At 59.2% G+C, this 23,565-nt stretch carries 18 protein-coding genes; 12 read left to right on the top strand and 6 right to left on the bottom strand.

The window, feature by feature from the left end; all coding sequences use genetic code 11:
• Positions 1-9: 9 nt before the first annotated feature.
• The 3 genes from DK391_RS01635 to DK391_RS01625 all read left to right on the top strand — a co-directional run bounded on the left by DK391_RS01635 (position 10) and on the right by DK391_RS01625 (position 8,189).
• Positions 10-798, top strand: a complete 789-nt coding sequence (locus DK391_RS01635; RefSeq protein ID WP_109476235.1) for an SDR family oxidoreductase — start codon at positions 10-12, stop codon at positions 796-798.
• 25 nt (positions 799-823) lie between these two features.
• Complete coding sequence (locus DK391_RS01630) at positions 824-2,419, top strand: aldehyde dehydrogenase (NADP(+)) (protein ID WP_109476234.1); 1,596 nt, start codon at positions 824-826, stop codon at positions 2,417-2,419.
• 181 nt (positions 2,420-2,600) lie between these two features.
• Entirely contained in the window at positions 2,601-8,189 is a 5,589-nt protein-coding gene (locus tag DK391_RS01625) for an AAA family ATPase (protein WP_343225225.1), read from the top strand.
• Positions 8,190-8,209: 20 nt separating this feature from the next.
• Here DK391_RS01625 and DK391_RS01620 read toward each other — a convergent pair whose 3' ends face one another.
• Positions 8,210-8,899 carry a dihydrofolate reductase family protein gene (locus DK391_RS01620; protein ID WP_109476233.1) on the bottom strand — a complete coding sequence of 230 codons (690 nt, stop codon included), beginning with the start codon at positions 8,897-8,899 and terminating at the stop codon, positions 8,210-8,212.
• A 22-nt stretch (positions 8,900-8,921) separates the two neighbouring features.
• On the bottom strand, positions 8,922-10,049 hold the full coding sequence (locus tag DK391_RS01615; RefSeq protein WP_109476232.1) for a zinc-dependent alcohol dehydrogenase family protein: 1,128 nt from the start codon (positions 10,047-10,049) through the stop codon (positions 8,922-8,924).
• 336 nt (positions 10,050-10,385) lie between these two features.
• Between DK391_RS01615 and DK391_RS01610 the strand changes: the two genes are divergently transcribed.
• The 5 genes from DK391_RS01610 (at position 10,386) to DK391_RS01590 (ending at position 14,205) form a co-directional block, all read left to right on the top strand.
• A complete protein-coding gene (locus DK391_RS01610) occupies positions 10,386-10,739 on the top strand; it encodes a hypothetical protein (protein ID WP_109476231.1) in 354 nt (117 codons plus the stop codon).
• A gap of 330 nt (positions 10,740-11,069) precedes the next feature.
• Complete coding sequence (locus DK391_RS01605; RefSeq protein WP_109476230.1) at positions 11,070-11,801, top strand: enoyl-CoA hydratase/isomerase family protein; 732 nt, start codon at positions 11,070-11,072, stop codon at positions 11,799-11,801.
• A 227-nt stretch (positions 11,802-12,028) separates the two neighbouring features.
• Complete coding sequence (locus tag DK391_RS01600) at positions 12,029-12,325, top strand: DUF4148 domain-containing protein (protein WP_109476229.1); 297 nt, start codon at positions 12,029-12,031, stop codon at positions 12,323-12,325.
• Between the two features lie 431 nt (positions 12,326-12,756).
• The gene (locus DK391_RS01595) at positions 12,757-13,773 is read left to right on the top strand and encodes an aldo/keto reductase (protein ID WP_109476228.1); all 1,017 of its coding nucleotides are present in this window, start codon (positions 12,757-12,759) and stop codon (positions 13,771-13,773) included.
• A 9-nt stretch (positions 13,774-13,782) separates the two neighbouring features.
• Positions 13,783-14,205, top strand: a complete 423-nt coding sequence (locus DK391_RS01590; protein ID WP_109476227.1) for an SRPBCC family protein — start codon at positions 13,783-13,785, stop codon at positions 14,203-14,205.
• Between the two features lie 42 nt (positions 14,206-14,247).
• Here DK391_RS01590 and DK391_RS01585 read toward each other — a convergent pair whose 3' ends face one another.
• Positions 14,248-14,586 carry a type II toxin-antitoxin system RelE/ParE family toxin gene (locus DK391_RS01585; RefSeq protein ID WP_109476226.1) on the bottom strand — a complete coding sequence of 113 codons (339 nt, stop codon included), beginning with the start codon at positions 14,584-14,586 and terminating at the stop codon, positions 14,248-14,250.
• A complete protein-coding gene (locus DK391_RS01580) occupies positions 14,586-14,870 on the bottom strand; it encodes a type II toxin-antitoxin system Phd/YefM family antitoxin (RefSeq protein WP_109476225.1) in 285 nt (94 codons plus the stop codon). The genes DK391_RS01585 and DK391_RS01580 overlap by 1 nt, the downstream gene beginning before the upstream one ends.
• A gap of 254 nt (positions 14,871-15,124) precedes the next feature.
• On the opposite strand from DK391_RS01580, the gene DK391_RS01575 reads away from it, so the two are divergent.
• From DK391_RS01575 to DK391_RS01560, 4 genes are all read left to right on the top strand, one after another.
• Complete coding sequence (locus DK391_RS01575; RefSeq protein WP_109476224.1) at positions 15,125-18,016, top strand: winged helix-turn-helix domain-containing protein; 2,892 nt, start codon at positions 15,125-15,127, stop codon at positions 18,014-18,016.
• Between the two features lie 46 nt (positions 18,017-18,062).
• Complete coding sequence (locus tag DK391_RS01570) at positions 18,063-19,391, top strand: MFS transporter (protein ID WP_109476223.1); 1,329 nt, start codon at positions 18,063-18,065, stop codon at positions 19,389-19,391.
• A 365-nt stretch (positions 19,392-19,756) separates the two neighbouring features.
• A complete protein-coding gene (locus DK391_RS01565) occupies positions 19,757-20,599 on the top strand; it encodes an SDR family NAD(P)-dependent oxidoreductase (protein WP_109476377.1) in 843 nt (280 codons plus the stop codon).
• A gap of 47 nt (positions 20,600-20,646) precedes the next feature.
• On the top strand, positions 20,647-21,330 hold the full coding sequence (locus DK391_RS01560) for a type 1 glutamine amidotransferase domain-containing protein (RefSeq protein ID WP_109476222.1): 684 nt from the start codon (positions 20,647-20,649) through the stop codon (positions 21,328-21,330).
• 59 nt (positions 21,331-21,389) lie between these two features.
• On the opposite strand, the gene DK391_RS01555 is transcribed toward DK391_RS01560, so the two are convergent.
• Positions 21,390-22,142, bottom strand: coding sequence for an Asp/Glu racemase (locus DK391_RS01555; protein ID WP_109476221.1), 753 nt, complete (start codon positions 22,140-22,142; stop codon positions 21,390-21,392).
• 25 nt (positions 22,143-22,167) lie between these two features.
• Complete coding sequence (locus DK391_RS01550; RefSeq protein WP_109476220.1) at positions 22,168-23,469, bottom strand: MFS transporter; 1,302 nt, start codon at positions 23,467-23,469, stop codon at positions 22,168-22,170.
• Positions 23,470-23,565: the final 96 nt, after the last annotated feature.

Genomic DNA, 23,565 nt, shown 5'->3' with positions numbered 1-23,565 from the left:
AAATGACGCATGAATCTGGAGATTGAAGGCCGCTGGGCACTGGTGTGCGCGGCAAGCAAGGGACTCGGCAAAGCCAGTGCGAAGGCGCTCGTGCAGGAGGGCGTGAATGTCGTGATTACGGCACGCGGCCGAGAAGCACTCGAAGCCACGGCACAGGAACTCAGGCAGGGCAATGCCGCCGTTCAGGTGATCGCCGTAGCAGGCGACATCACGACCGAGGAAGGACGCGCTCAGGCGCTTGCGGCGGCACCGCGCATCGACATTCTCGTGAACAACGCGGGCGGTCCGCCGCCCGGCGACTTCCGCTCCTGGTCGCGCGACGACTGGATCGCTGCGCTCGACGCCAACATGCTGACGGCAATCGAGTTGATCAAGGCGACCGTCGATGGCATGACGGAACGCGGCTTCGGACGGATCGTGAACATCACGTCGGGTGCCGTGAAGGCGCCCATCGACGTGCTCGGTCTGTCGAACGGTGCGCGCTCGGGGCTGACGGGCTTCATTGCGGGCATCGCGCGGCAAAAGCGCATTGCGGAACGCAACGTGACGATCAACAACCTGCTGCCGGGACTGTTCGACACCGACCGTCTGCGTCAATCGACGGATGCTGCGGCAAAGGCGCAAGGCAAGAGCTACGACGATGCGAGAGAAGCAAAGCGTGTCGCGATTCCCGCAGGCCGTTTCGGTACGCCCGACGAATTCGGCGCGTTCTGCGCCTTCATGTGCAGTGCGCGCGCGGGCTATCTGACGGGACAAAACATCCTGCTGGATGGCGGCGCATTCCCCGGCACGTTGTGATTTTCTCTTGTTACAGGATGACGGTATGACTATCGCAGGCAATCTTTTGATCGGCCACTCGACAGTGCGTGGCAATAACGGCGCGACCTACGCCATCGATGCATTCACCGGCGAGCGTATCGAGCCGGCATTCGGCGGCGCAAGCATGAACGATCTCGACGCGGCGTGCGCGCTTGCGTGGGCCGCGTTCGATATCTATCGGGAACCCAGCCTCGAAACGCGCGCGAGTTTTCTGGAAGCGATCGCCAGCCATATCCTCGACATCGGCGATGTGCTGATCGAGCGTTGCGTACAGGAATCGGGTTTGCCGCGCGCACGCATTGAAGGCGAACGCGCGCGCACGGTCGCGCAACTGAGGATGTTCGCCGATGTCGTGCGCGACGGCGATTTCCTCGGCGTGCGCATCGACCCAGCGCAGCCCGAAAGAAAACCCATGCCGCGCGTCGATCTGAGGCTGCGTCATATCGCACTCGGTCCTGTCGCGGTGTTCGGCGCGAGCAACTTCCCGCTGGCGTTTTCGGTCGCGGGCGGCGATACGGCTTCCGCGCTCGCGGCGGGTTGCCCTGTCGTCGTGAAGGCGCATTCGGCGCATCCTGGCACGTCGGAACTGGTGGGTATGGCCGTGCAAAAGGCCGTCAAAGAATGCGGCATGCCCGAAGGGACGTTCTCGCTGCTGTGCGGCAGCGGACGGGAAATCGGCCAGGGCCTCGTGCGCGATGCGCGTATCAAGGCGGTAGGCTTCACGGGTTCGCGGGGCGCCGGAACTGAACTGATGGCCATCGCGGCGGCGCGGACCGAGCCGATTCCCGTCTACGCGGAAATGAGCAGCATTAATCCCGTGTTGCTGTTTCCTCATGCGCTGGAACATCGCGGAGAAGCCATCGCGCGGTCCTTCGTGCAATCGTTGACGCTGGGCGCAGGGCAGTTCTGCACGAATCCCGGCCTCATTCTCGCCGTGGATGGCCCGGCGCTCGATAACTTCATGCGCGTCGCAGCTGCGGTGTTATCCGATACGCCCGCCGCAACGATGTTGACGCCCGGCATTCATAAGACCTTTGAACAGGCCGTGAGCCGGTTTGCCGGGCACGCGGGCGTGAGCACGGCAGGCAGGGGCGCAAACAGCACGAGTGCTAACCAGGGCCAGGGTGCGCTCTTCTCGACGACCGACACGGCGTTCCGCGCCGACAAGCTACTGCAGGAAGAAATCTTCGGCGCATCGTCGCTGGTCGTGCGATGCCGCGATCTGCATTCGATGCTTGAACTCATCGAACACCTGGAAGGGCAGCTGACATCGGCCTTGCATATCGACGCTGAAGATCACGATGCAGTGCGCCGCTTTCTGCCTGCACTCGAACGCCGTACGGGGCGGATACTCGTCAATGGCTTCGGCACGGGCGTCGAGGTCGGCCATGCGATGGTTCACGGCGGTCCGTATCCATCGACAGCGGACGGGCGTTCGACTTCCGTCGGCAGTCTCGCCATTCAGCGCTTTCTGCGGCCCGTCAGCTATCAGGACATGCCTGACGCATTGCTGCCGGACGCGTTGCAAGCGGCGAATCCGCTGAACGTGAACCGGCGCATCGACGGCAAGTTCTCGTTGTCGGCACGGCACGCGGACTGATCGACTGACGATTGCCACGCCGTTCGAAAAAGCGCGCCATTTTTCGCGTTCGCACGCGGGCGCGCTTTGCCCGATCACAATGGAGTGAGGCGCCGCGCCCAGCGTGGTTGCATCCTCATGCTGGCGAAGGATGATAGAAACGCGCAGAATCGCGGGACAACAGCGTTCGCAATGAGACAACATGGATTACATGGATCTCACCGGATATGAGCTGGAGTCGCTACGCGCCGATGGAGATTTCTCGTTATACCGTGCCCGGCAGCCCGGCAATCCCGTCTCGGTGTTGACACTGGTCGCGGCGCGGCCGGCGTCCAGAAGCGTCGCGCGCCTCGAGCGCGAATTCGCGCTTGCGCCCGTTCTCGATCCTCGCTGGGCGGCCCAACCGCTCGCGCTCAGTCATCACAATTCACTGCCGACGCTCGTTCTCGACGATCACGGTTACGAGCCGCTCGACCGTATCCTGCACGGACCGCTCGAACTCACGCGTTTCCTGCGGCTCGCGCTCAATCTGGCGATCGTGGTGGGCCAGATGCACCGTTCGGGATTGATCCATAAAGACATCAAGCCTGCCAATGTACTCATCGATGGTAACGACAGCATCCGTCTGACGGGCTTTGGCATTGCATCGCAATTGCCGCAGGAGCGGCAGCCGCCCACGCCGCCTGAGATCATCGCGGGCACGTTCGCGTACATGGCGCCTGAGCAGACAGGGAGAATGAACCGCTCGATCGATGCGCGCAGCGATCTTTATTCCCTGGGCGTCACGTTGTACGAGATGCTGACGGGGACGCTGCCGTTCAACGCGTCGGACGCCATGGAGTGGATTCATTGCCATATCGCGCGAAGACCGCCGCCACCGGGCGAGCGGGGTGGCGCGATACCGGTGGCTATCGAGAGCATCGTCATGAAGCTGCTGGCCAAGACGGCCGAGAACCGCTACCAGACGGCAGCGGGCGTCGAAGCCGATCTGCGAACCTGTCTTGCAGCATGGGAAGCGCACAGGCGCATCGATCCCTTTCCGCCTGGCACGCACGACGCGTCCGACCGGCTGCTGATCCCCGAACGTCTCTACGGACGCGAAGCCCAGATCGATGCGCTCATCGAAGCGTTCGACCGCGTCGTGGCCAGCGGAAAGGCCGAGACGGTGCTCGTATCGGGCTATGCCGGTATCGGCAAGTCTTCCGTGGTGAACGAGTTGCACAAGGTACTGGTGCCGCCGCGCGGCCTGTTCGCAGCGGGCAAGGTCGATCAGTACAAGCGCGACATTCCGTACATGACGCTGGCGCAGGCCTTTCAGTCGCTCGTGCGCGAACTGTTAGGCAAGAGCGACGAAGAAGTGAGCCAGTGGCGGCGCGATCTGATGGAGGCGCTGGGTTCGAATGGCGAGCTGATGGTCAATCTGATCCCTGAACTCGCGTTGATTATCGGCGAGCAGCCGCCCGTTCCCGTGCTCTTGCCGCGCGATGCGCAAAGTCGCTTTCAGCTTGTGTTTCGCCGCTTTCTTGGCGTGTTCGCGCGGCCCGAGCATCCGCTGGCGCTGTTCGTCGACGATCTGCAATGGCTGGACATGGCGACGCTCGACCTGATCGAACATCTTGCGACGCATCCGGAGGTCGGGCACCTGCTGCTGGTCGGCGCGTATCGCGACAACGAAGTGGGTCCGACGCATCCGTTCATGCGCACGCTTGGTCTGATTCGCAGCACGGGCGGACGCGTGGAGGAAACCACGCTCACGCCGTTGATGCCCGAGAGCGTGACCGAACTGATCGCCGATTCGCTCCATTGCGAACGCGAAGAAGCGCGGCCGCTCGCGCAACTGGTGCATCAGAAGACGGGCGGCAATCCGTTCTTCGCGATCCAGTTTCTGAAGACGCTGGCTGAAGAAAAGCTGCTGGCGTTCAATGCCAGCACGGTCACATGGACCTGGGACCTGCCGCGCATTCGTGCGAAAGGCTTCACCGAGAACGTCGCGGATCTGATGGCGGCCAAGCTTGGACGTCAGCCTGCCGCCACGCAGGATGCGCTGAAGGAACTCGCCTGTCTTGGGAACATCGCGGAAGTCTCGACACTGACGCTGGTTCAAGGCGGCACAGAAGAGGAGATCGACGCCAAGCTGTGGGAAGCCGTCAGCGCGGGTCTCGTGTTCCGCGTGCAGAGTGCCTACAAGTTCGTGCATGATCGCGTGCATGAAGCAGCCTATGCGTTGATTCCCGAGGGCGAACGTGCGGCAGCCCATCTTCGCATCGGGCGAGTACTTGCGTCGCGCACGGCGCCGGAGGAACTCGAAGATGGCATCTTCGATATCGTCAATCACCTGAATCGTGGTGTCGCACTGATCACGACGCAAGCGGAGCGCGAGCGCGTCGTCGAGTTGAATGTCATCGCGGGCAAACGCGCCAAATATTCGACCGCCTATCTGTCGGCGCGAAATCACTTTGCGCAAGCCGCCGCATTGCTGTCGGAAGATGCCTGGACGCGGTGTTACGCGCAGACCTTCGATCTCTATCTCGAACTATCGGAATGCGAGTATCTGGTCGGAAACTTCGACGTGGCCGATGCGATGTTCGACATGATCCTCGGCCAGGCGCGCTGCAAGCTGGACCGGGCGAAGGTGTACAGCTTGCGCATCAAGCTGTATCAGGTGGCGAGCAAGTACTACGATGGCTTTGCCGTCGCCGTGGGTGCATTGCAGGATTTCGGACTGGTCCTGCCGGAACACGACGACGATATTCAGCGCGCAGTAGAAGCCGAATTTCGTGACTTTTCCACGATTCTCGGCGAGCGGGCCATCATCGATCTGCTTGACGCGCCGATGGCGACGGACCCCACGATGCAGGCCATCATCAATCTGCTCGTCGATGCCGTGCCTTGCGCGTATATCGGCCGACCGACGCTTTATCCGCTCGTCACGCTGAAGGCAGTCAATCTTTCCATGCGGCATGGCAACACCGATCAATCGGCGTTCGCGTATGGCGTGTATTCGTTGATGCTCGTTTCCGTTGTCGGCGATATTGCTTCCGCGTTCCAGTTTTCCGAATTGTCGCTGCAACTCAATGAGAAGCTGGGCAACGTGCGCTTGCGGGGAACGCTGCTTCATCTGCATGGCGATCATGTCAACTTCTGGCGTCATCACTTCGCGACGGGCGTGCCCATTCTGGAGCGCGCTTTCACGGCCTGCCTCGAAACAGGCGATTTCGTGTACGGCGGCTTTCTTGCCTTCGAAACGATCTGGCAGCTGATCGAAAAAGGCGACGCGCTGGAAGACGTGCAGGCGCGATCAGTGAAATATGCGGCATTCGCACGGCAGAGCCATAACGATGCCGTCTATGAAACGATCCGGCTCGAACAGCAATTCGTTGCCAGTTTGCAGGGCAGATCGGCGAAACCGCTGGGCCTCGGCGACAGCACGTTCGACGAAGCGGCGAGCTTCGCCACGATCGTCACGGCGACGTTCGGCTGCGGCATCGTGTTCTATCACATCATGAAGCAGATACTCGCCTTCCTGAGTGGCGATTACGCACAGTCGCTCGATTGTGCGTTGCAGGCCGAGCCCGTGTTGCCTGCCGCCATGAGCATGCCGATCGAGGCGACGTTCCACCTGTTTCACGCGCTGGCGTTGACGGCGCTTTATCCAACAGTATCGGCCGCGAAGCAGCAGGAATTCAGGGAGATGCTAGGCACGAAGCTGCGCAAATTCGAACTGTGGACCGAGAACTGTCCGGAGAACTTTCGTAACCGCCACGCGCTCGTGCTGGCAGAAATCGCGAGGATAGAAGGGCGCGTCGCGGAAGCGATGGAGCTTTATGAAGAGGCGATTCATTCGAGTCATCAGCACGGTTTCATCCAGAATCAGGCGCTTGCGAACGAACTCGCCGCCAGCTTCTATGCCGCACGTGGTTTCGAGACCATTGCCAATACCTATCTTCGGAATGCGCGATCGTGCTATCTGCGTTGGGGCGCCGATGGCAAGGTTCGACAACTCGATGAGACCCACGCGGTACTTCGGCAGGAGTTGCCGTTGCGCGCTGAAAACACGATTGCGACATCGGTCGAGCAACTGGAGCTTGGGACAGTCGTCAAGGTTTCGCAGGCCGTGTTCAGCGAGATCGGCCTGAACGAACTGATTCACACGTTGATGGTGCTCGCGCTCGAACATGCCGGTGGCGACCGGGGTGTGCTGGTGCTGCCGGAAGGCGACGAGTTATGGATAGAAGCCGAAGCAACGACGATACGCGACACGGTCGATGTCCGTATGCCTCACGCGCGCGTCGCGCCTGCCGAAATGCCGGAGTCGATTCTGCGGTACGTGATCCGCACGAGAGAGAGCCTGCTGCTCGACGATGCAACGGAACAGGGCCCGTTTTCGGGCGACGAATACATCAAGCGGCGCGGCAGCCGATCGATTCTGTGTCTGCCGCTCATCAAGCAGGCGACGCTGATCGGCGTGCTGTACCTCGAGAACACGCTGACGCCGCATGTATTCACGCCTTCGCGCACGGCAGTGCTGAGACTGCTGGCGTCGCAGGCAGCAATCTCGCTGGAAAACGCGCGGCTATACACGGACCTTCAACGCAGCGAGCATCGCTATCGGCATCTCTTTAGCGAAACGCCTGTCGGCCTCTGGCAAGTCGAGTCTCAGACCCTGATCACGATGCTGGCGGATTTGCGCGCGCAAGGGGTGCAGAACCTGTCGGCGTATATCGCTGAGCATCCGGAATGGCTGGTGCGCGCTGCCGAGGTGCTGACCATCGAGGACGTCAACAACTACGCGATACAGATGTTCGGCGCGCGAGACAGGAGCCAGATGCTGGGTTCGCTGTCATGGGTCTGGCGGGAAAGCCCCGCAACATTTGTTCATGCGCTGGAAAGCCGGTTCTACGGCGAAGCGCTCTTTCAGGAAACGACGAAACTGCCGACATTCGACGGCCGCGTCATCGACGTGCTGTTCACCGTTGCGCGACGCCGCATGGGCGATGACAGAGGCATGTCGGTAATCAGTCTGGTCGATATGACCGAGCGTATCCGCGCGCAAGAGATGCTGCAGCGGGTGCAGGAGGACTTCGCGCACGCGGCGCGCATTTCGATGCTCGGTGAACTGACGGCATCCATCGCGCACGAACTGAAGCAACCGTTGGCCGCGATCGCGATGAACGGTCAGGCAAGTCTGGGCTGGCTCGATCGTCCTTCACCCGGCATCGCGGAAGCGCTGGCGACGAACCGGCGCATCATCGCCGATGCCCGGCATGCGGTGGACATCATTGGCCGGATTCGCGCAATGGCCATTCGGCGGACACCCGAGCGCACGCTCGTGTCGCTCGATGATCTCATCGACGAAGCACTCGTTTTCTTGCGCCATGAGGTCAACTCGCGTCATGTCACCGTGACGCATCAACCCGCTCAACGCGCGCCGAAAGTACTCGGCGATCGCATCCAGTTCCAGCAGGTAATCGTCAATCTTGCGGTGAACGCGATACAGGCCATTGACCAGGCGCACCGCGAGCGACGTGAAATAGCGATCACGGTTGCCGTGCATGATCTCGCTTTCGTCCGTTGTTCGGTCGAGGATAGTGGACCGGGCATCGCGCCGGAACATCTGCATAGCCTGTTCGAAAGCTTTTTCACGACCAAGGAGAGCGGCATGGGGATGGGCCTGCCCATTTGCCGTTCGATCATCGAGGCACATGGCGGGACCCTTTCAGCCGATAACGAATCGAGCCTCGGCGGCGCGCGTTTCTACTTCACGCTTCCGTTAGCGGGTGACGACGCGTGATGTTTCATTCCGAGCGGCTTTTACGCAGTCTGTTTCGCGACCGAATATCGCAACCAGACCGCACCGTGTTCGAGCTTTTCCACTGACTCCAGATTCAGATAGGTCGGTGCATGCCACTTGTCCATCGCCACTTCGAATGATGAGGGATGTTCGCAGCGGGCATCGACGAGTGCGATCAACAACACGCTGACTTCATCGAGAAGACCGGCGTTGACGAACGCACCGCTCACGCGCGAGCCGCCTTCGACGATGAGCTTCTTGACGCCGAGTTCATCGGCCAGCGTCTGCACGACATGCGCAAGATCGATCTCGCTCTTTCCACCGAACACATACGACACGTCGATGGACTGGAGATACGCAAGATAGTCGTCAGCGACTTCTTCCGTCACGACTTCGATGACGTGCGACTTGAGGGCAGTATTGCTTTTCCATGCGACACGACCTTGTGGATCGATCGAGATCGCGTATTGACTCGCGTTGCGTTCGACGAAGTGGTTGGTACGCGGGATCGGCGCTTTAGCGAGTCCTTTTGGATAGTCGTCGCCATGTGACACCTCCTGCATGGTGACGCGGCCGCATATCCAGCCGTCGGCTTCGAACTGGGCGGCTGTCTCTTCATACATGCCGAACACGTACTTGCGCTGCCATCCGTCGGTCAGGCTGCGGCCATCAACCGAGGACATCATATGGGCCACGATATAAGTTTTCATGGTTGTACGTTCCTATCAGGTATCAGGTGAACTCCACGATTTGCCGGATCGCCTCGCCTTCATGCAGAAGATCGAAGCCGTGATTGATATTGTCGAGCGTCAGGCGCCCCGTTAGCAGGCGATCGACGGGAAGACGGCCTTGCATATACATGCTCATGTAGCGCGGAATATCGCGTGATGGCACGCAGGTACCGATATAACTGCCCTTCAGATTACGCTCCTCTCCAACAAGCTTCGCTACCGACAAACCAAACGTCGATGTAGGTGGCGGCAGTCCTGCTGTCACCGTGACACCGCCTCGACGCGTCACGTTGTACGCGAGACTGAGCGCTGGAATCGCGCCTGCGAACTCCAGTGCGCGATCGACGCCGCCGGAAGTTGCGTCGCGGATTGCAGCTTCGGTGTCCGGGTCGCGAGCGTTGTAAATATGCGTTGCGCCGAGTGATCGCGCGAACTGCAGGCGCGAATCGGCGAGGTCCACGGCGATGATCTGCCGTGCTCCCGCCGCGATTGCTCCGAGCAGCGCAGCCATGCCTACACCACCGAGACCTATGACAGCAACCGACATACCCGCCTTGAAGTCAGCCGTATTGATCACGGCTCCCATTCCCGTCAGTACGGCGCAGCCGAATAGCGCGGCTGTATCGAGTGGTATGTCGGGGTCGATCTTCACGAGTGACCGGCGCGACACGGTCGCGTATTCCGCGAACACGGAGCAACCCAGATGATGGTTGATCGGTTCACCATGATGTTTCAATCGGCGCTCGCCCGACAATAACGTACCTGCGGTGTTTGCCGTAGCACCCGGCATGCAGAGCGCCGGGCGTCCTTCAGCGCACGGCTCGCAATGACCGCAACTGGGCACGAACACGGCGACTACATGATCGCCTGCCTGCAGATCGACGACACCGGCGCCGACTGCCTCGACAACTGCGGACGCCTCGTGCCCGAGCGCCATCGGCAGCGGTCGCGGGCGATCGCCGTTGATCACCGACAGATCGGAATGGCACAAGCCCGCTGCCGCGATCCTGATGAGAACTTCTCCGACGCCCGGTCCCTGCAGATCGACGGTCTCGATGGTGAGAGGCTGGCTGTCGGCATATCTGGGTTTGGCACCTGCAGCATTAAGCACGGCGGCTTTCACTTTCATGGGATCTCCAGCGCATACGTTTGCATCGACGAGGCGTTACTGATCGTGCTCGATGCCTGCACTCAACTTAGCGCAGTTCACGAAAGAACGTAGGTGCAAGTGCGTACCGGCAAAGGCGTGCAGTTCGGCAGAGGCCAACGGTATGAAAGGGGCAGGCGATGCCGGTTAACTGCGGTTAATTTGAGTAAAGCGGAACGTGCCTGAAATCGGACTACGTCGAGAGCGAGACATAAACCCGCGCGAAGCCAGGAAAGCCCGATAACGCTATGCCTGTCGACGCTTGCTTCGAAAGTACAAAACTTGTACGTTGGACTCATACTTTGAATGGAGGCAAGCGTGACGCGTTCCCTGCGCGCGAGAGCGGAGCTGCTGACGTATCTCGTCATCTCACAGATACTGCAGCAGAGCACGACTGCTCAATGGCTATCGGAAGAGCAGGTCGTGCTCGCAGCGCGCAGATGGCATCGCGCCAAGGGAGGCCGGGACGATTGGCTCGAGCGGATAAAGATAAGTGGCAGAGCCAGAGGGGTAGCCGAGAGCCTCGTCAGATTCGTTCCGCTAACACTGACGTGCCGCGGAGCCGTCGAGTTGTATGCGGTCGTCCCTCGACTGGATTTTCGTGAGTCGTATATCCGCACTGTCTATCGCTATTGCGTCGACTACATCGTCGATATGCAGATGACGATTTGAATCGTGGCGTGAGAATCAGCGATGATTCGGTGCGTGTGAATCAGCGATGATTCGGTGCGTGTGAATACATGCAAGCGTGAGCCGATGAATTGCTCCATGCGAATAAGCAACTAACTGTCTGGTGCAGTCGGCGCCTCCGTCAAACAGCGCGCCGCAGTCCTGTTTGGCAATATGATCCAACGGGTAAACCCTTCCTTGTCCTTCTTCAACATAGTTAATAACGTTTCATTTAAATTGAAATACTATTGGTGAGAGAACTGTCCGTCGTTGTTTGATACGACGAATGAGGGCCGCCGCCAGCGAAGCCAGGCGGCGCACACAGAGGATCCTATGGCACAGGCTGTCTATCGACTGGCAAACCCGCTAGCCGATCTCGATGGTTTTCGGGTCGAGTTCGCCGAGAACGGTGCGCGCGCCGATATCGTGCTCGACCGGCCGCCGTTCAACCTCATTTCCGCCGACCAGTGCGCGCAACTGTGTGCGGTCTTCGAAACACTGGAGGCAGATCCTGCCGTGCGCGTTATCGTCGTGCGGGCATGCGGCGAACATTTCTCGCGCGGAAGTGACCATGACGAATCGACGGACGCGTCGCGTGAGAGTGCCTGCAAGCGCACATGGGATCTCGGAGCGCCATCACGTTGCAGCAAGCCGGTGATTGCGGTCAATCATGGATATTGTTTCGGCGCGGGTTTCGAGCTTTCACTCGCATGCGATTTTAGAATTGCCACAGACACCACGCTCTATGCAATAACCGCGCAAAAGATAGGACAGGTGCCTGGCTACGAATGCGCGGTACGTCTCCAGAAACTGGTGGGCTTCGCGCGGCTGAAGGATCTGGTGATGCGCTCCCGCATGATCCGCGGCATACAAGCCTACGACTGGGGCATGGTGACCGAATTCGTTGCCGTCAGTGAAGTTGAGCAAACGACCAGTGAACTCGTGAGAGAGTTGCTGGCGATTTCGGCGCGACCGCAGCGCGCTGCGAAAAGGCTGTTGAACGACACTGAGGACATGCCGGTTGCAGTCGCCGGAATCGAAATCGAGCGTTACAGCTACAAATAGTATTTGGGCGCACGAGCCGGCACGCGTCGAGTGAGTTGCTCGAAATAACCGCATGAACATCTTCGGGTAGAACGGATAAAAGCAATCGTTCTGGAAAGCCGCGATGCAGCGAGCGGCGACAGAATGATAGAAGAGTGCCTGTTGCGAACGAAACGTAACGCCGCAGGAAATGGTGTTATCGCCAAAGCACTCATACCGTCGACCGACGCATATCCGGAGAACAGCACATGCATATCGTCAGAAAGCTCAACGTGCTCCTCATATCGACCTTGCTTGGGATTGGCACGGTAGGGGCAGCATTTGCACAGACCGCTCCTGCCGCAGGCGCGATGGCGTCTTCACCATCGCCGACGAAGGCGCAGCGGAAACAGGCGCGCAAGGAAGCGCGAGCCAAAAAGAACGCAGAACTGAAGAAGCTCGAAGACGCGGGTTATCAGCCCGGACGTGCGAGCGATCCGAATTACCCGCAAGACATACAGGATGCCGAGAAGAAAGCGGGTATCGGGCAAGGCACGAATCAATAAAGGTTTTTCAATCGCGAGACCAAACGCGGGCTGTACCCGCGTTTGGTCTCGTTCGCTTTTTTCGACAGTAAGTCTCTGTGCCGTCAACGCGCGCACGTAGCGCAGTTCCCACTTCATTGAGAACGACAACGAAAATCGCATCGCATACAAAAGTATAGGTTGATGCATTTTCTCGACATCGCGCGAACCGTTTGTAGGTCTTGTTCGCTTCCTTTCAGAAGCATATCTTGACTCGGCCACAGTACTGACGGGTTGCTCGCATAAGCGTCAACTGAGCAGGTCAGGAGACTGTGGCAACGGTCAACACATGTGCGCAATACACATCTGCATATCCGGAGACGACCTTCCATGATGAGAAGTCCAGCGCCGGAATGTTCACGGTTCAGTCTTTTAACCGGATTTTTTGGGTCTTCACGACCCGGGAGCTAGCGATGAGTGTCAGAAGCAGCTTGCTGAACGGTCCATTGGGCTTTGGTGCCGCGCCGTTGGGAAATATGTTCCGCAACATTCCACAGGAAGAGGCGCTGGGAACAGTCGAGGAAGCGTGGAAGCAGGGCGTACGCTACTTCGACACGGCACCATTCTATGGGGCCGGGCTTTCGGAATTGCGTGTCGGTGAAGCCTTGTCGGCACACAAGCGCGATGAATACATTCTCAGCACGAAAGTCGGTCGCATCATTCTGGATGAACTGGAAACAGGCAGTCGCGATTTCGGCGAGAAAGGCGGGCTGTTTGAATTCGGCCGGAAGAACCGGATTCTCTACGACTATTCGGAAAGCGGCACCTTGAAGTCGATCGAAGACAGTTTGAAGCGACTCAAGGTCGATCACATCGATTTCGTGTGGGTTCACGATATCGCACAAGACTTTCACGGTGACGACTGGATCACGCAGTTCGATATCGCGCGCAAAGGCGCGTTTCCAACCTTGATGCGCCTGCAGGAACAGGGCGTGATCAAGGGATGGGGACTGGGCGTGAATCGCGTCGAGCCGATCGAACTGACATTGGCACTGTCGGATGCGAAGCCCAACGGCATGCTCGTAGCGGGACGTTATTCATTGCTCGATCACGAGACCGCTTTGCAGCGTCTGATGCCGGCGGCACTGGAAAAGAAGGTCGATATCGTGATCGGCGGTCCGTACAGTTCGGGTGTGCTCGCTGGCGGCACGCATTTCGAGTATCAGCCGGCAAAGCCGGAGATCATCGAGAAAATCGGGCGTATCAAGGCGCTAACGGAAAAGTACAAGATTCCAATCAAGGCAGCCGCGCTGCAGTTTTCTCTCGCGCATCCGGCGACGGCTGCCGTCATTCCAGGCGCCAGTCATCCCAGTCGCATTGCAGAAGATGTCGCGGCCTTGAAAGTCGCGATCCCCGACGATTTCTGGCGAGACATGCGCGAGCAGCGTCTGGTGTCGCCGCTCGCGCCATTGCCTGGCGATCGGAAATAGGGAGGCGGTATGGCTGAGGCATCTTCAAGTATCGACATCGCGCTGTCAGCGGATCAGGTGTGGCAGTTGATTGGCGGTTTCGGCTCACTGCCGGACTGGCTGCCCTACATTCCGAAGAGTGAGCTAAGCGAGGGCGGACGTGTGCGGCATCTCGCGAATCCAGGCGGCGAGGTGATCGTCGAGCGGTTGATCGCATTCGATCATGCAGCGCGCAGCTATAGCTACGCAATCCTGCAAGCGCCGTTTCCCGTCAAAGACTATGTCTCGACGCTCAGAGTCGTTGATAAGGGCGGCCATTCATGCCGGGTCGAATGGTCGGGACGGTTCACGCCGACCACGGTCAGCGATCAGGAAGCATCGAAGCTGTTTCAGGGAATCTATGACGATGGCCTGAAGGCATTGGTTGCGGAACTGGCGAAAAAGAGCGGGTAACGTCAACAGGCACGCGGCGGCTTTACCGGGTCGTGCAGCGGCTCACATGAGACGCAGCACGATGCGGTGAAGCAGCGCTTGCAGATCGCGCCGCGTGTCGACGACGAGATGAATGAACACCGTGTCCTCGCGCACCTGATAGATGATGCGGTTCTTGCCGGAGAGGACTTGCCTGAAGCTGTCTTCGATGAAACCTTCAAGCTCGGCGGGCAGATGGCCGCTGTCGGGAAACTGGCGGATCTGTGCAATGGTTTGCTGGATCTGCGCGGAGGTCTCGCGCCACGTTTCCCAGCCGAATGTGCGAACGATGTAACTTCTGAGTTCTTCAATGCCGATTCGCGCGGTCGGCAGGATGCGATACGGGAGCAACCGGGACACCATCAGCGCAACTTTTCCTGACGGTCGAGTTCATCGAGTTCGGCAAAGAATTCGTCGCCATCGACGTGATCTCCGCGTTCAATGTGCTTCTGGCCGATTGCCAGAATTTTCAGCAACGCGATGGTCTGTTGCGTGGCTTCGTAGCTCCGGACATCCTGCACCACCAGTTTCGCTTCGCCGTTCTGCGTGATGATGAGCGGCTCGCCGGAGTCGGTCAGGTCTTTGACGATTTGCGCCGCTTCGCTCTTGAGGTAGCTGATCGGCTTGACGTGGTCGGCGATATGCATGGGACGCTCCATTGCAGGTCATATCGGACCAAATATAGACTAAAAACGGTCCGATTGCAATGACAGCGCTGTCTGTCGAGATTCCGCAGGTCGGCGCGCTGCGTGGCCACCATCAATTCCTGAGACGGAAAAGACGATGCGATTCCCCACGGCTATTGCGCTCGATACGAAGCCAAAGCGGTTAATGACTGTATATATTCCTCACGTATATTTTATGTATATTTACCCGACGTTAAAACTTCAGGTAATTCGTCGTGGCCAATCCGTCGGCTGTCGCGGGCCTTGTATTCCGGTTCGGTTCCTTCAGGCTCATTCCGTCGCAGCACACGTTGCTGGATGGAGACGTGCGCGTCCAGATCGGTGGTCGCGCACTTGACCTGCTGACTGCGCTTGTCGAGCGTCGTGGTGAACTGATCAGCAAGAAAGAACTGATGGCGCGCGCGTGGCCTCGTGCCGTGGTGGAGGAAAGCAATCTCAAGGTGCACATCGCGGCGTTGCGCAAGGCGCTTGGCGACGGACCACAAGACCAGCGTTTTGTCGCGACGGTGGTGGGACGCGGCTATCAGTTCGTCGCGAGTGTCGAGCGCGACACGCTGCCAGTGGCGGCATCGCGCCCGCCTGGACATGCCCTCGCGTCACACAATATTCCCGCAGCCTTGACCCGGCCAATCGGGCGCGCAGACACGATCGCCGATCTGTTCGCACGGCTCTCGCGCGTGCGGCTTCTGACGGTGGCGGGGCCGGGAGGAATCGGCAAAACGACGGTTGCGCTGGCGGTCGCGCACGAAATGGTGCAGACGGGACACGACGTGTGGTTCGTCAACCTGTCCCAACTATCGGACGCGAGCTTCGTGCCGCATGCCGTCGCCAATTCGATCGGCCTCGCGGTGCATTCCGACAACATCTCGCAGGCGTTGGCTAACTATTTCCGGCTGCGAAATCACCCGCAGCTTGTCGTGCTGGACAGCTGCGAGCACGTGATCGAAGCAGCCGCGAATATGGCGGAGCAGATGACGGCAGCATCGCCGCACATGCGTGTGCTCGCGACGAGCCGTGAGCCGCTCGAGGCGGTCGGTGAACATGTCTACCGGCTCGAACCGCTCGAGAATCCGCCCGATGCGTCGCCCACGACGATGGCCGAAGCGCTTCAGTATCCCGCCGTCGAACTCTTTGTCGAGCGCGCTGTGGCTGCGCGTGGCGACTTCGTATTGTCGGATGAAGACGCTTCCGTCGTCGCACAGATCTGCCGGCGTCTGGACGGGATCGCATTGGCAATCGAACTGGCTGCTACGCGCCTGAATGCATTCGGCGCGCACGAGTTGCTACAACTGCTCGACGACCGGTTTTCTGCGCTCGCGCTAGGACGTCGCACCGCGCCTGAGCGGCAGAAAACGTTGCTGGCGACGCTCGATTGGAGCCATCAGTTGCTGCCCGATGTCGAGCGTGTCGTGCTGCGCCGCCTGGGCATATTTCCTGGCGTTTTCTCGCTGGCTTCCGCGGCTGCCGTCGCAGGCGATGAAAACCTGGCGTACGCCAGTCTGATCGATGCAGTCGCGAGCCTCGTGGCCAAGTCGATGTTGTCGGCGGACGTCGGCAACGACACCATGCGCTATCGCCTGCTCGACACCACGCGCGACTACGCGAGGCGCAAGCTCGCAGATGCGGATGAACTCGATACCGTGTCGAAGCGGCACGCCATGTACTTCCGTGATCTGTATGCGCATGTGGAAGACTTCTGGAACCGGCCACCCGATGCACGCTGGCTCGAAAGCCATCTGCATACCATCGACGATGTCCGGGCTGCATTGAGCTGGGCGTTTTCAGAGCGGGGCGATGCATCGCTCGGTATTGCGCTGACCGTGTCGGCGATACCCGCATGGATCACGCTGTCGTCGCTCGAAGAGTGCCGCAGCCGCGTTGCACAGGCGCTCCAGCAGATGGAAGCGGGTGCGCCTGCGCCCGACCGGCAACGGATGAAGCTCTACACGGCGCTGGCGGCATCGGCACTGTACACGCGCGGGATGGTTTCGGAAGTCGACACCGCGTGGACCAAAGCGCTCGCGATTGCCGAGCAGTTAGGCGACAGGGAATACCAGCTACGCTCGATGTTCGTGGCCTGTTGCGGGTTCGTGTATGCAGGAAAGCATCGCGCCGCAGATGATCTGTTGAAGCGGTTCCGTGCGATTGCCAGCGCGTCACGGGACGAGATTTCGATCTCCGAAGGCAACCGGCTGACGGCTTTCGCATGGCACCACATGGGAAAGCAGTCCGAGGCCCGGCAATTGCTCGAAGGCGTATTGGCGTGGTACGCCGGTGCAGGTCATCAATCGCAACTCTCCGATAATCACGTGAAGGGGCGCGAGGGTACGCGGTCGTTGATGGCCAGCGTGCTCTGGTCCATGGGACTCGCGGAGCGCGCACTCGATGAAGCGCGACAGGCGCGGCACGATGCGCAGGAAAGCGGCCACACGCTGACTATCGGATACGTGCTGGTGTTTGCCTACATTCCCATCGCGCTCTACGCCGGCGAGATCGATTCGGCTGAAGAAGCCTTGGTTACCTTGCAGGAGAGCGTCGCCAGGCACGGGCTGGCGCTGTTCGATGCGATGGCGCGTGGCCTTCATGGCGCGTTGCTGATCGAGAAAAAGAACGCGGCGGGACTGCCGATTCTCAATGAGGCGCTGGCTCAACTAAGGCGCGAACACATTGGTATGCGCTATTCGATGTTTGCAGGCATGTATGCACAAGGCCTGCTTTCTTTTGAACGTCACGCTGAAGCACGCGCTACCATCGACGATGCATTGGAATGGTCGGAGGTGCACGACGAACTCTGGTTCATCCCCGAATTGATGCGGCTCAAAGGGGAAATACTCGCGGCATCGGATGGACTGGATGAGCGAGGCGAGTCCGAAGCGCTTTACCTGCACGCTATCGACATCGCGCGACAGCATGGCACGCTCTTTCTTGAACTGCGCGCGGCCAAGAGCCTCGCCCGCCTCAGGTTCAGGCAACGCAAAACGGAACAGGCAAAGTCGGTACTTGCAGAGGTCTACAACAAATTCACTGAAGGATTTGCAATCGTAGACATGAAGGAAGCGCGAGCGCTGCTCGAGAGATTTCACGTGGTGTGCAGGAGAATCGGATAGCAGGCTGCCTGGGCGTCGATAACGAGCCGACGCTCTGGAGTGAGAGATGACCAAATCATTGCTGATTGATCCTGCAACTGACAATCACTGTCCCATCGACGACGATTCGCTGCTTCGCAAGATTGCGTGGCGCATTGTGCCATTCCTGTTCTTCTGCTTTGTCGTTCTGTTTCTCGAACGGATAAACATCGGCTTTGCGCAGTTGCAGATGAAGCATGACCTCGGTTTTACCGATGCGATGTATGGTCTCGGTGCTGCCGTGTTCTATGTCGGCTATGTGATCTGTGAAGTGCCGAGCAACCTGCTGCTGGCCCGCTTTGGGGCGCGCAAGACTTTCTCGCGCATCATGCTGCTGTGCGGCGTTACGTCGATCGGCATGATGTTCGTGTCGACGCCCGCGGCCTATTACACATTGCGTCTGATGCTCGGCGTATTCGAGGCGGGATTGTTTCCGGGCATCATTCTGTACATCACCTACTGGTTTCCCGAGAAACGCCGCGCGGCCATCATGTCGACGTTCATCGCTGGCGTCGCGGTTGCGGGCATCGTCGGCGGGCTGTTTTCCGGCTGGATCATGCGGGACATGAACGGTGTGCTCGGCCTGTTCGGCTGGCAGTGGATGTTTGCGCTCGAAGGGTTGCCCGCTGTTGCGCTCGGCATCGTCGGGTGGCTCACACTCGTCGATGCTCCCTCGCAGGCGAAATGGATGTCCGCGGCGGAGCGTGTGCGGCTGAACGAGATGCTCGACAGTTCAAGAGTGCATGAAAACCCGGGCGAGAAGGCGCGGAGCGTCGTCGCGAATCCAAAGGTTTACCTGCTGGCGTTCATCTATTTCACGCTGACGTGCGCTTCGTTGACGTTGAATTTCTGGCTGCCGCTGATCATTCGCGATTTCGGAGTTCGTGATGTGGCCACCATCAGCCTTCTATCGGTCATACCGAATGTGATCGGCATCGTGGGTTTGATCGCCATTGCAACCCACTCCGATCGAACCAAAGAACGCCGCCGCCATTTTGCGTTCTGCACGCTAGGCGGCGCAGTCGCACTCTGGGCATTGACCTTGCATGTGCAGAATCTCGTGCCGATGCTCGGCATTTTGTCTGTTGCGTGCGTGATGATCTACGCGGCGTTGCCCGTATTCTGGGCCGTACCGCCCACCCAGCTTTCGCGGCGTGACGCGGCGGCGGGCATTTCGCTTATCAGCAGCATTGGCATTACCAGTGGTGTCATCAGTCCGTGGGCAATCGGAGTGGTGCGCACGCGCACGGGAAGCATCGACGACGCAGTGTACGTGGTCGCGTTGTTACTCGTGTCGAGTGGCGCCGCACTATTTTTCGGCATACGCCCAGTTAGGAATCGGGACGCTGCGAAATAGGTGGATGCGTGCTTCGCATCGGCGGCAATGGGACAGCTTTTCGCGCACCACGCATTTCCCGAATCCAATAAGCGATTAAAAAAATGGATCTGCGGTCGTGCGTTTCCGCAAATGATCGGAAGAAAAATTCAAAGCCGATTTAATTTGAAAGCGATCTGTTCGAAACGGTAAATAACAGTGTTTCTTGAAACCGAAGATCCGCTTCGTCGACCAGAATCAGGTTCAGCCCGGCTTTCAGTTGCCTGTGGCGTTGGCGAGAAGCCGAACGGTGCGTCGCACAATGATCGCGTATCTCGCTTCGATAATTTCTGCGGAAACCACGGCAGTGCGTGCGCGCATTGTCGCTCGATCTCAAAGGACACGCTATGCAGGACTTCAACGGCAAGGTGGTTGTCATCACGGGCGGTGCAACAGGCATCGGCTTCGCGCTTGCAAAACAGTTTGCACACGAGGGCGCACGGCTCGTTATCGCGGGCATTCAGCGCAACCGGCTGGAAGAGGCGGCGAAAGCACTGTCTTCGCTGACCGAACAGGTCGGCATCACGGAATGCGATGTCACCGACCGTGCGCAGGTCGAAGCGCTCGCAAACTTCGCCTGGGAGAAGTACGGGCGCGTCGACGTGATCGTGAACAATGCGGGTGTCGGTCCGATTCCTTCGACGGTGATCGATGCGCGGCCGGAAGACGTACAAAGCGTGCTCGCGGTCAATCTGTTCGGCGTATGGAACGGCGTGTCGATTTTTGGCCGTCGCTTTATCGAACAAGGCACGCCAGCAGCAATCTACAACGTCGGCTCAGAAAACGCGTTTTTCAACGCGATCCCAGAAGGTGCAGGCTACGTTCTCAGCAAACATGCAGTACTTGCGATGACGGTTGCACTCCGGGAAGAGCTGCCCAAGAATATTGAAGTCGCGCTAATTTGCCCCGGTCTCGTGCGCTCCGAACTGGCGAAAGAAACGCAGGAAGGCATGGACACAGATGCCTACGCCGCGCTGGTCATGAAGCAGATCAAGGCTGGCGAGTTCTACATCGTGTCACATGCATTCAATATGGTACGGATCAAGGCACGCTGGAACGAGATCGAAGCTGCGTTCAACAAATATGCGCCGCGCTATGAAGGCGACGTGGAGTTCGATGTGCGAACGCTCGGAGCGAAGAACAACTGGTATCCCCGATACCCTAACGCGTCGGCGGATATTCCTGTCTGAAGTTCGGCTACCTGACTTGCCACGCTCACAGAGCAAAGGAGATAGGCATGAAGATTCTGATCGTTTTGACCTCGCACGCCCAACTTGGGAACACTGGCCGCAAGACGGGTTTCTGGCTGGAAGAACTGGCCGCGCCCTATTATGTGTTCAAGGATGCGGGCGTGGAGATGGTCCTCGTGTCGCCCAAAGGCGGCCAGCCGCCGCTGGACCCGAAGAGCAACGAGCCTTCGTTCCAGACCGAGCTGACGCGCCGTTTTGAAGCCGACGCTGAAGCGAAAGCGGTCCTGGCAAATACGGGCAAACTCTCCGAGGTCACGCAGGACGGTTTCGATTCTGTCTTCTATCCTGGCGGCCATGGTCCGATGTGGGATCTCGCTGAAGATCCCGACTCCGTTCGCCTGCTGGAGAGCATGGCGGCCGCCGGCAAGCCGGTCGCACTGGTCTGCCATGCACCGGGCGCGTTGCGTCATGTCAAAGGGCCGGACGGCGAATTCCTGGTCAAGGGCAAGAAGGTAACCGGGTTCTCGAACAGCGAGGAAGAAGGCGTTGGACTGACGAAGGTCGTGCCGTTTCTCGTCGAAGACGAGCTCAAGGCAAAAGGCGGGATCTATAGCAAAGGCCCGGACTGGGCGTCCTATGTGCTCGAAGACGGCTTGCTGATTACCGGGCAGAATCCGGCATCGTCGGGGCCGGGCGCGAAAGCGCTGCTGGAGAGGCTGAACAGCAAATAAGGCCAGCTTCTCTTGGCCGGCACAGCCCCCGAAAGGAGCGGGCTGTGCGCGGCGTCCGCTTAGTACTTGCCTGAGAGCAACGCGCCTGCATTCGGCACGCGAGCTTCGAGACCCAGCGTCTTGAGGATGCGATACACGGTCGATGTCGCAGCCGACAGCACGGGCTTGCCAAGTCGATCTTCCACCGCCTGGATCGCCGGCAGCGATGGCATCTGCACGCATGCCGAGAGCACCACTGCATCAGCCTTGCTGATGTCGAGGCGATCCGCGTGACCGATGAGGTTCATCGGGTCGAGGCGTCCGACAGCCAGGTTATCCGACACTTCCAGGCTCATCGAATCCGTGACTTCGATATCTTCGCTCTGGATATAGTCGACCACCTGTTGCGTAAGCGGCTTCATGTACGGCGTGATGAGTGCGACTCGCTTGAAGCCCATTGTCTTCACGCCTTCCACCAGCGCGCCAGCCGAACTGATGATCGGCGTCGGTGCGTTGTTGGATTCGACAGTCAGCTGCAGGCGCGACTCCGAAACACGGTGATAGCCCGCGCCCTGGCACATGATCGCGACGAGGCATGCGTAAGCGAGCACGTCGCAACGCGCGTCGCTGAGTTCGAGCGCGCAACGGTCGCTGTCGACGTCCATCTTCTTCAGTTCTTCCGACGTCACATGCATCATGCGCATGCGTGCCGAGTGGAAAGTGAAACGTTCTTCAGGGAACAGTTCGTAACGCGAGGTCAGCATGGCGGGAATTTCCGTTTCCATTGTCGTATTCGAGCTTGGAACGATCTGGCCGATTCGATAGGTCTTCATGATGTGACAGATAAGAGTTGATAAATCAGTTTCCGCTTGTGAGTTGGACGCCTTGCGTTTCCCGAAGCGTGAAGACGAGAACCGCGGCTGCGATATAGGCGATAGAAGCGATGCAATAGGTCATGGTGAAGCCGATCAACGGGATCAGCGCGGGAACGAGCTTGATCCCGGCGATTGCACCGACACGCCCAAAGTTGAAACAGAAGCCAGCTGCTGTCGAACGGATACTGGTCGGAAAGAGTTCCGCATACCACGCGCCAAAGCCGCTGAAATAACCGGTGAAAAACCCGAGCAGGGCAGATAGCACGCCGATCAGCACGACGTTCTGATAGTTGAATTCGAATTTGCCGTTGGTCAGCGGGATCATGGTTGCGCCATAAGCAAATGCAGGCACGGCAATCGCAATGCCGACGAAAAAGCCCGCAAATGCCGCACGCCGTCCGAAGCGTTCTGCGAGCGAGCCGTAGGCGAGATAACCCAGCGTCGCACCGCTCCCCGTCCATACGAGAACCCCAGGCGCCTGATCGATTCGCACATGCAGGATGCTCTGCAGATACGTCGGTGAGAACGTCGTGATGATCCAGTATCCATACATGCCGAGGATCGAGATGGTCAGCGCGAGCAGTGTGGTGCGGCGATACTCTGGCCTGAAGATTTGCAGCAGGTTGCCCTTGCTCGCGTTGCGCTTCAGGAAGTCGCGGTTTGCGAGCCAGACAGGCGATTCCTTCACGAACACCAGGATGAAGAGCGCGATGCAATACGCCGGCACACTCGACAAAATAAACAGACGGCGCCACGAGTCCGGGTTCGACGCATCGAGCAGCACCCACGCGAAGATCGCCGCCAGCAAGCTGCCACCGGACCAGCCCGTTTGCAGAACCGCAATCGCCTTCGCGCGGCCAGACGGCTCCCATATCTCGCCGATCAGCGCGACAGCGGCGGACCACAATCCACCCACGCCGATGCCCACGGCAAACCGGTAGACATTCAGTTCTGCGATGCCGTGAGCGAATCCGCACAACAGCGTGCCCGTCGCGTAGATCAGCACGGAGATCACCAGCGTGCGCTTCCGGCCGATCTTGTCGGAAATGTTGCCGAGAAAGAATCCGCCGATACCCGTTGCAAGCAGGAACCACGCAACGGTGGATACGACATCGGCGAGCGTTACCGAGAACGTATGCGAGACGGCGAGAATGACGAAGCCGAATATGGTGGCGTCGAGCGCATCGAATAGCCACGCGCCCCATGAACCGCCGAGGGTGGCGTAGCGCTGTGCGCGCGACATCGGGTGAGAGGCAGCGTTGTCCGCCGTCCGTGTTGTCTCCATTGCTCCAGTGCTATTCATTTTTAATCCATTGACGGCTGTGTCGAGCCGTAGTGATTCAACATCCCGAAGCGGCGCGGCTGCCTCGGGCATCTGCTC

Origin of the sequence: Paraburkholderia sp. C35 (assembly GCF_003121405.1) — a bacterium.
In the GTDB taxonomy this organism is placed as follows: domain Bacteria; phylum Pseudomonadota; class Gammaproteobacteria; order Burkholderiales; family Burkholderiaceae; genus Paraburkholderia.
The sequence above is the reverse complement of the archived record's forward strand: the minus strand, read 5'-3'. Positions and strand labels throughout refer to the sequence as shown.

Coding starts and splice junctions, on each gene's coding strand:
- DK391_RS01635 (WP_109476235.1), top strand. CDS start 10: ATGAATCTGGAGATTGAAGGCCGCTGGGCACTGGTGTGCGCGGCAAGC.
- DK391_RS01630 (WP_109476234.1), top strand. CDS start 824: ATGACTATCGCAGGCAATCTTTTGATCGGCCACTCGACAGTGCGTGGC.
- DK391_RS01625 (WP_343225225.1), top strand. CDS start 2,601: ATGGATTACATGGATCTCACCGGATATGAGCTGGAGTCGCTACGCGCC.
- DK391_RS01620 (WP_109476233.1), bottom strand. CDS start 8,899: ATGAAAACTTATATCGTGGCCCATATGATGTCCTCGGTTGATGGCCGC.
- DK391_RS01615 (WP_109476232.1), bottom strand. CDS start 10,049: ATGAAAGTGAAAGCCGCCGTGCTTAATGCTGCAGGTGCCAAACCCAGA.
- DK391_RS01605 (WP_109476230.1), top strand. CDS start 11,070: ATGGCACAGGCTGTCTATCGACTGGCAAACCCGCTAGCCGATCTCGAT.
- DK391_RS01600 (WP_109476229.1), top strand. CDS start 12,029: ATGCATATCGTCAGAAAGCTCAACGTGCTCCTCATATCGACCTTGCTT.
- DK391_RS01595 (WP_109476228.1), top strand. CDS start 12,757: ATGAGTGTCAGAAGCAGCTTGCTGAACGGTCCATTGGGCTTTGGTGCC.
- DK391_RS01590 (WP_109476227.1), top strand. CDS start 13,783: ATGGCTGAGGCATCTTCAAGTATCGACATCGCGCTGTCAGCGGATCAG.
- DK391_RS01585 (WP_109476226.1), bottom strand. CDS start 14,586: ATGGTGTCCCGGTTGCTCCCGTATCGCATCCTGCCGACCGCGCGAATC.
- DK391_RS01580 (WP_109476225.1), bottom strand. CDS start 14,870: ATGCATATCGCCGACCACGTCAAGCCGATCAGCTACCTCAAGAGCGAA.
- DK391_RS01570 (WP_109476223.1), top strand. CDS start 18,063: ATGACCAAATCATTGCTGATTGATCCTGCAACTGACAATCACTGTCCC.
- DK391_RS01565 (WP_109476377.1), top strand. CDS start 19,757: ATGCAGGACTTCAACGGCAAGGTGGTTGTCATCACGGGCGGTGCAACA.
- DK391_RS01560 (WP_109476222.1), top strand. CDS start 20,647: ATGAAGATTCTGATCGTTTTGACCTCGCACGCCCAACTTGGGAACACT.
- DK391_RS01555 (WP_109476221.1), bottom strand. CDS start 22,142: ATGAAGACCTATCGAATCGGCCAGATCGTTCCAAGCTCGAATACGACA.
- DK391_RS01550 (WP_109476220.1), bottom strand. CDS start 23,469: ATGGAGACAACACGGACGGCGGACAACGCTGCCTCTCACCCGATGTCG.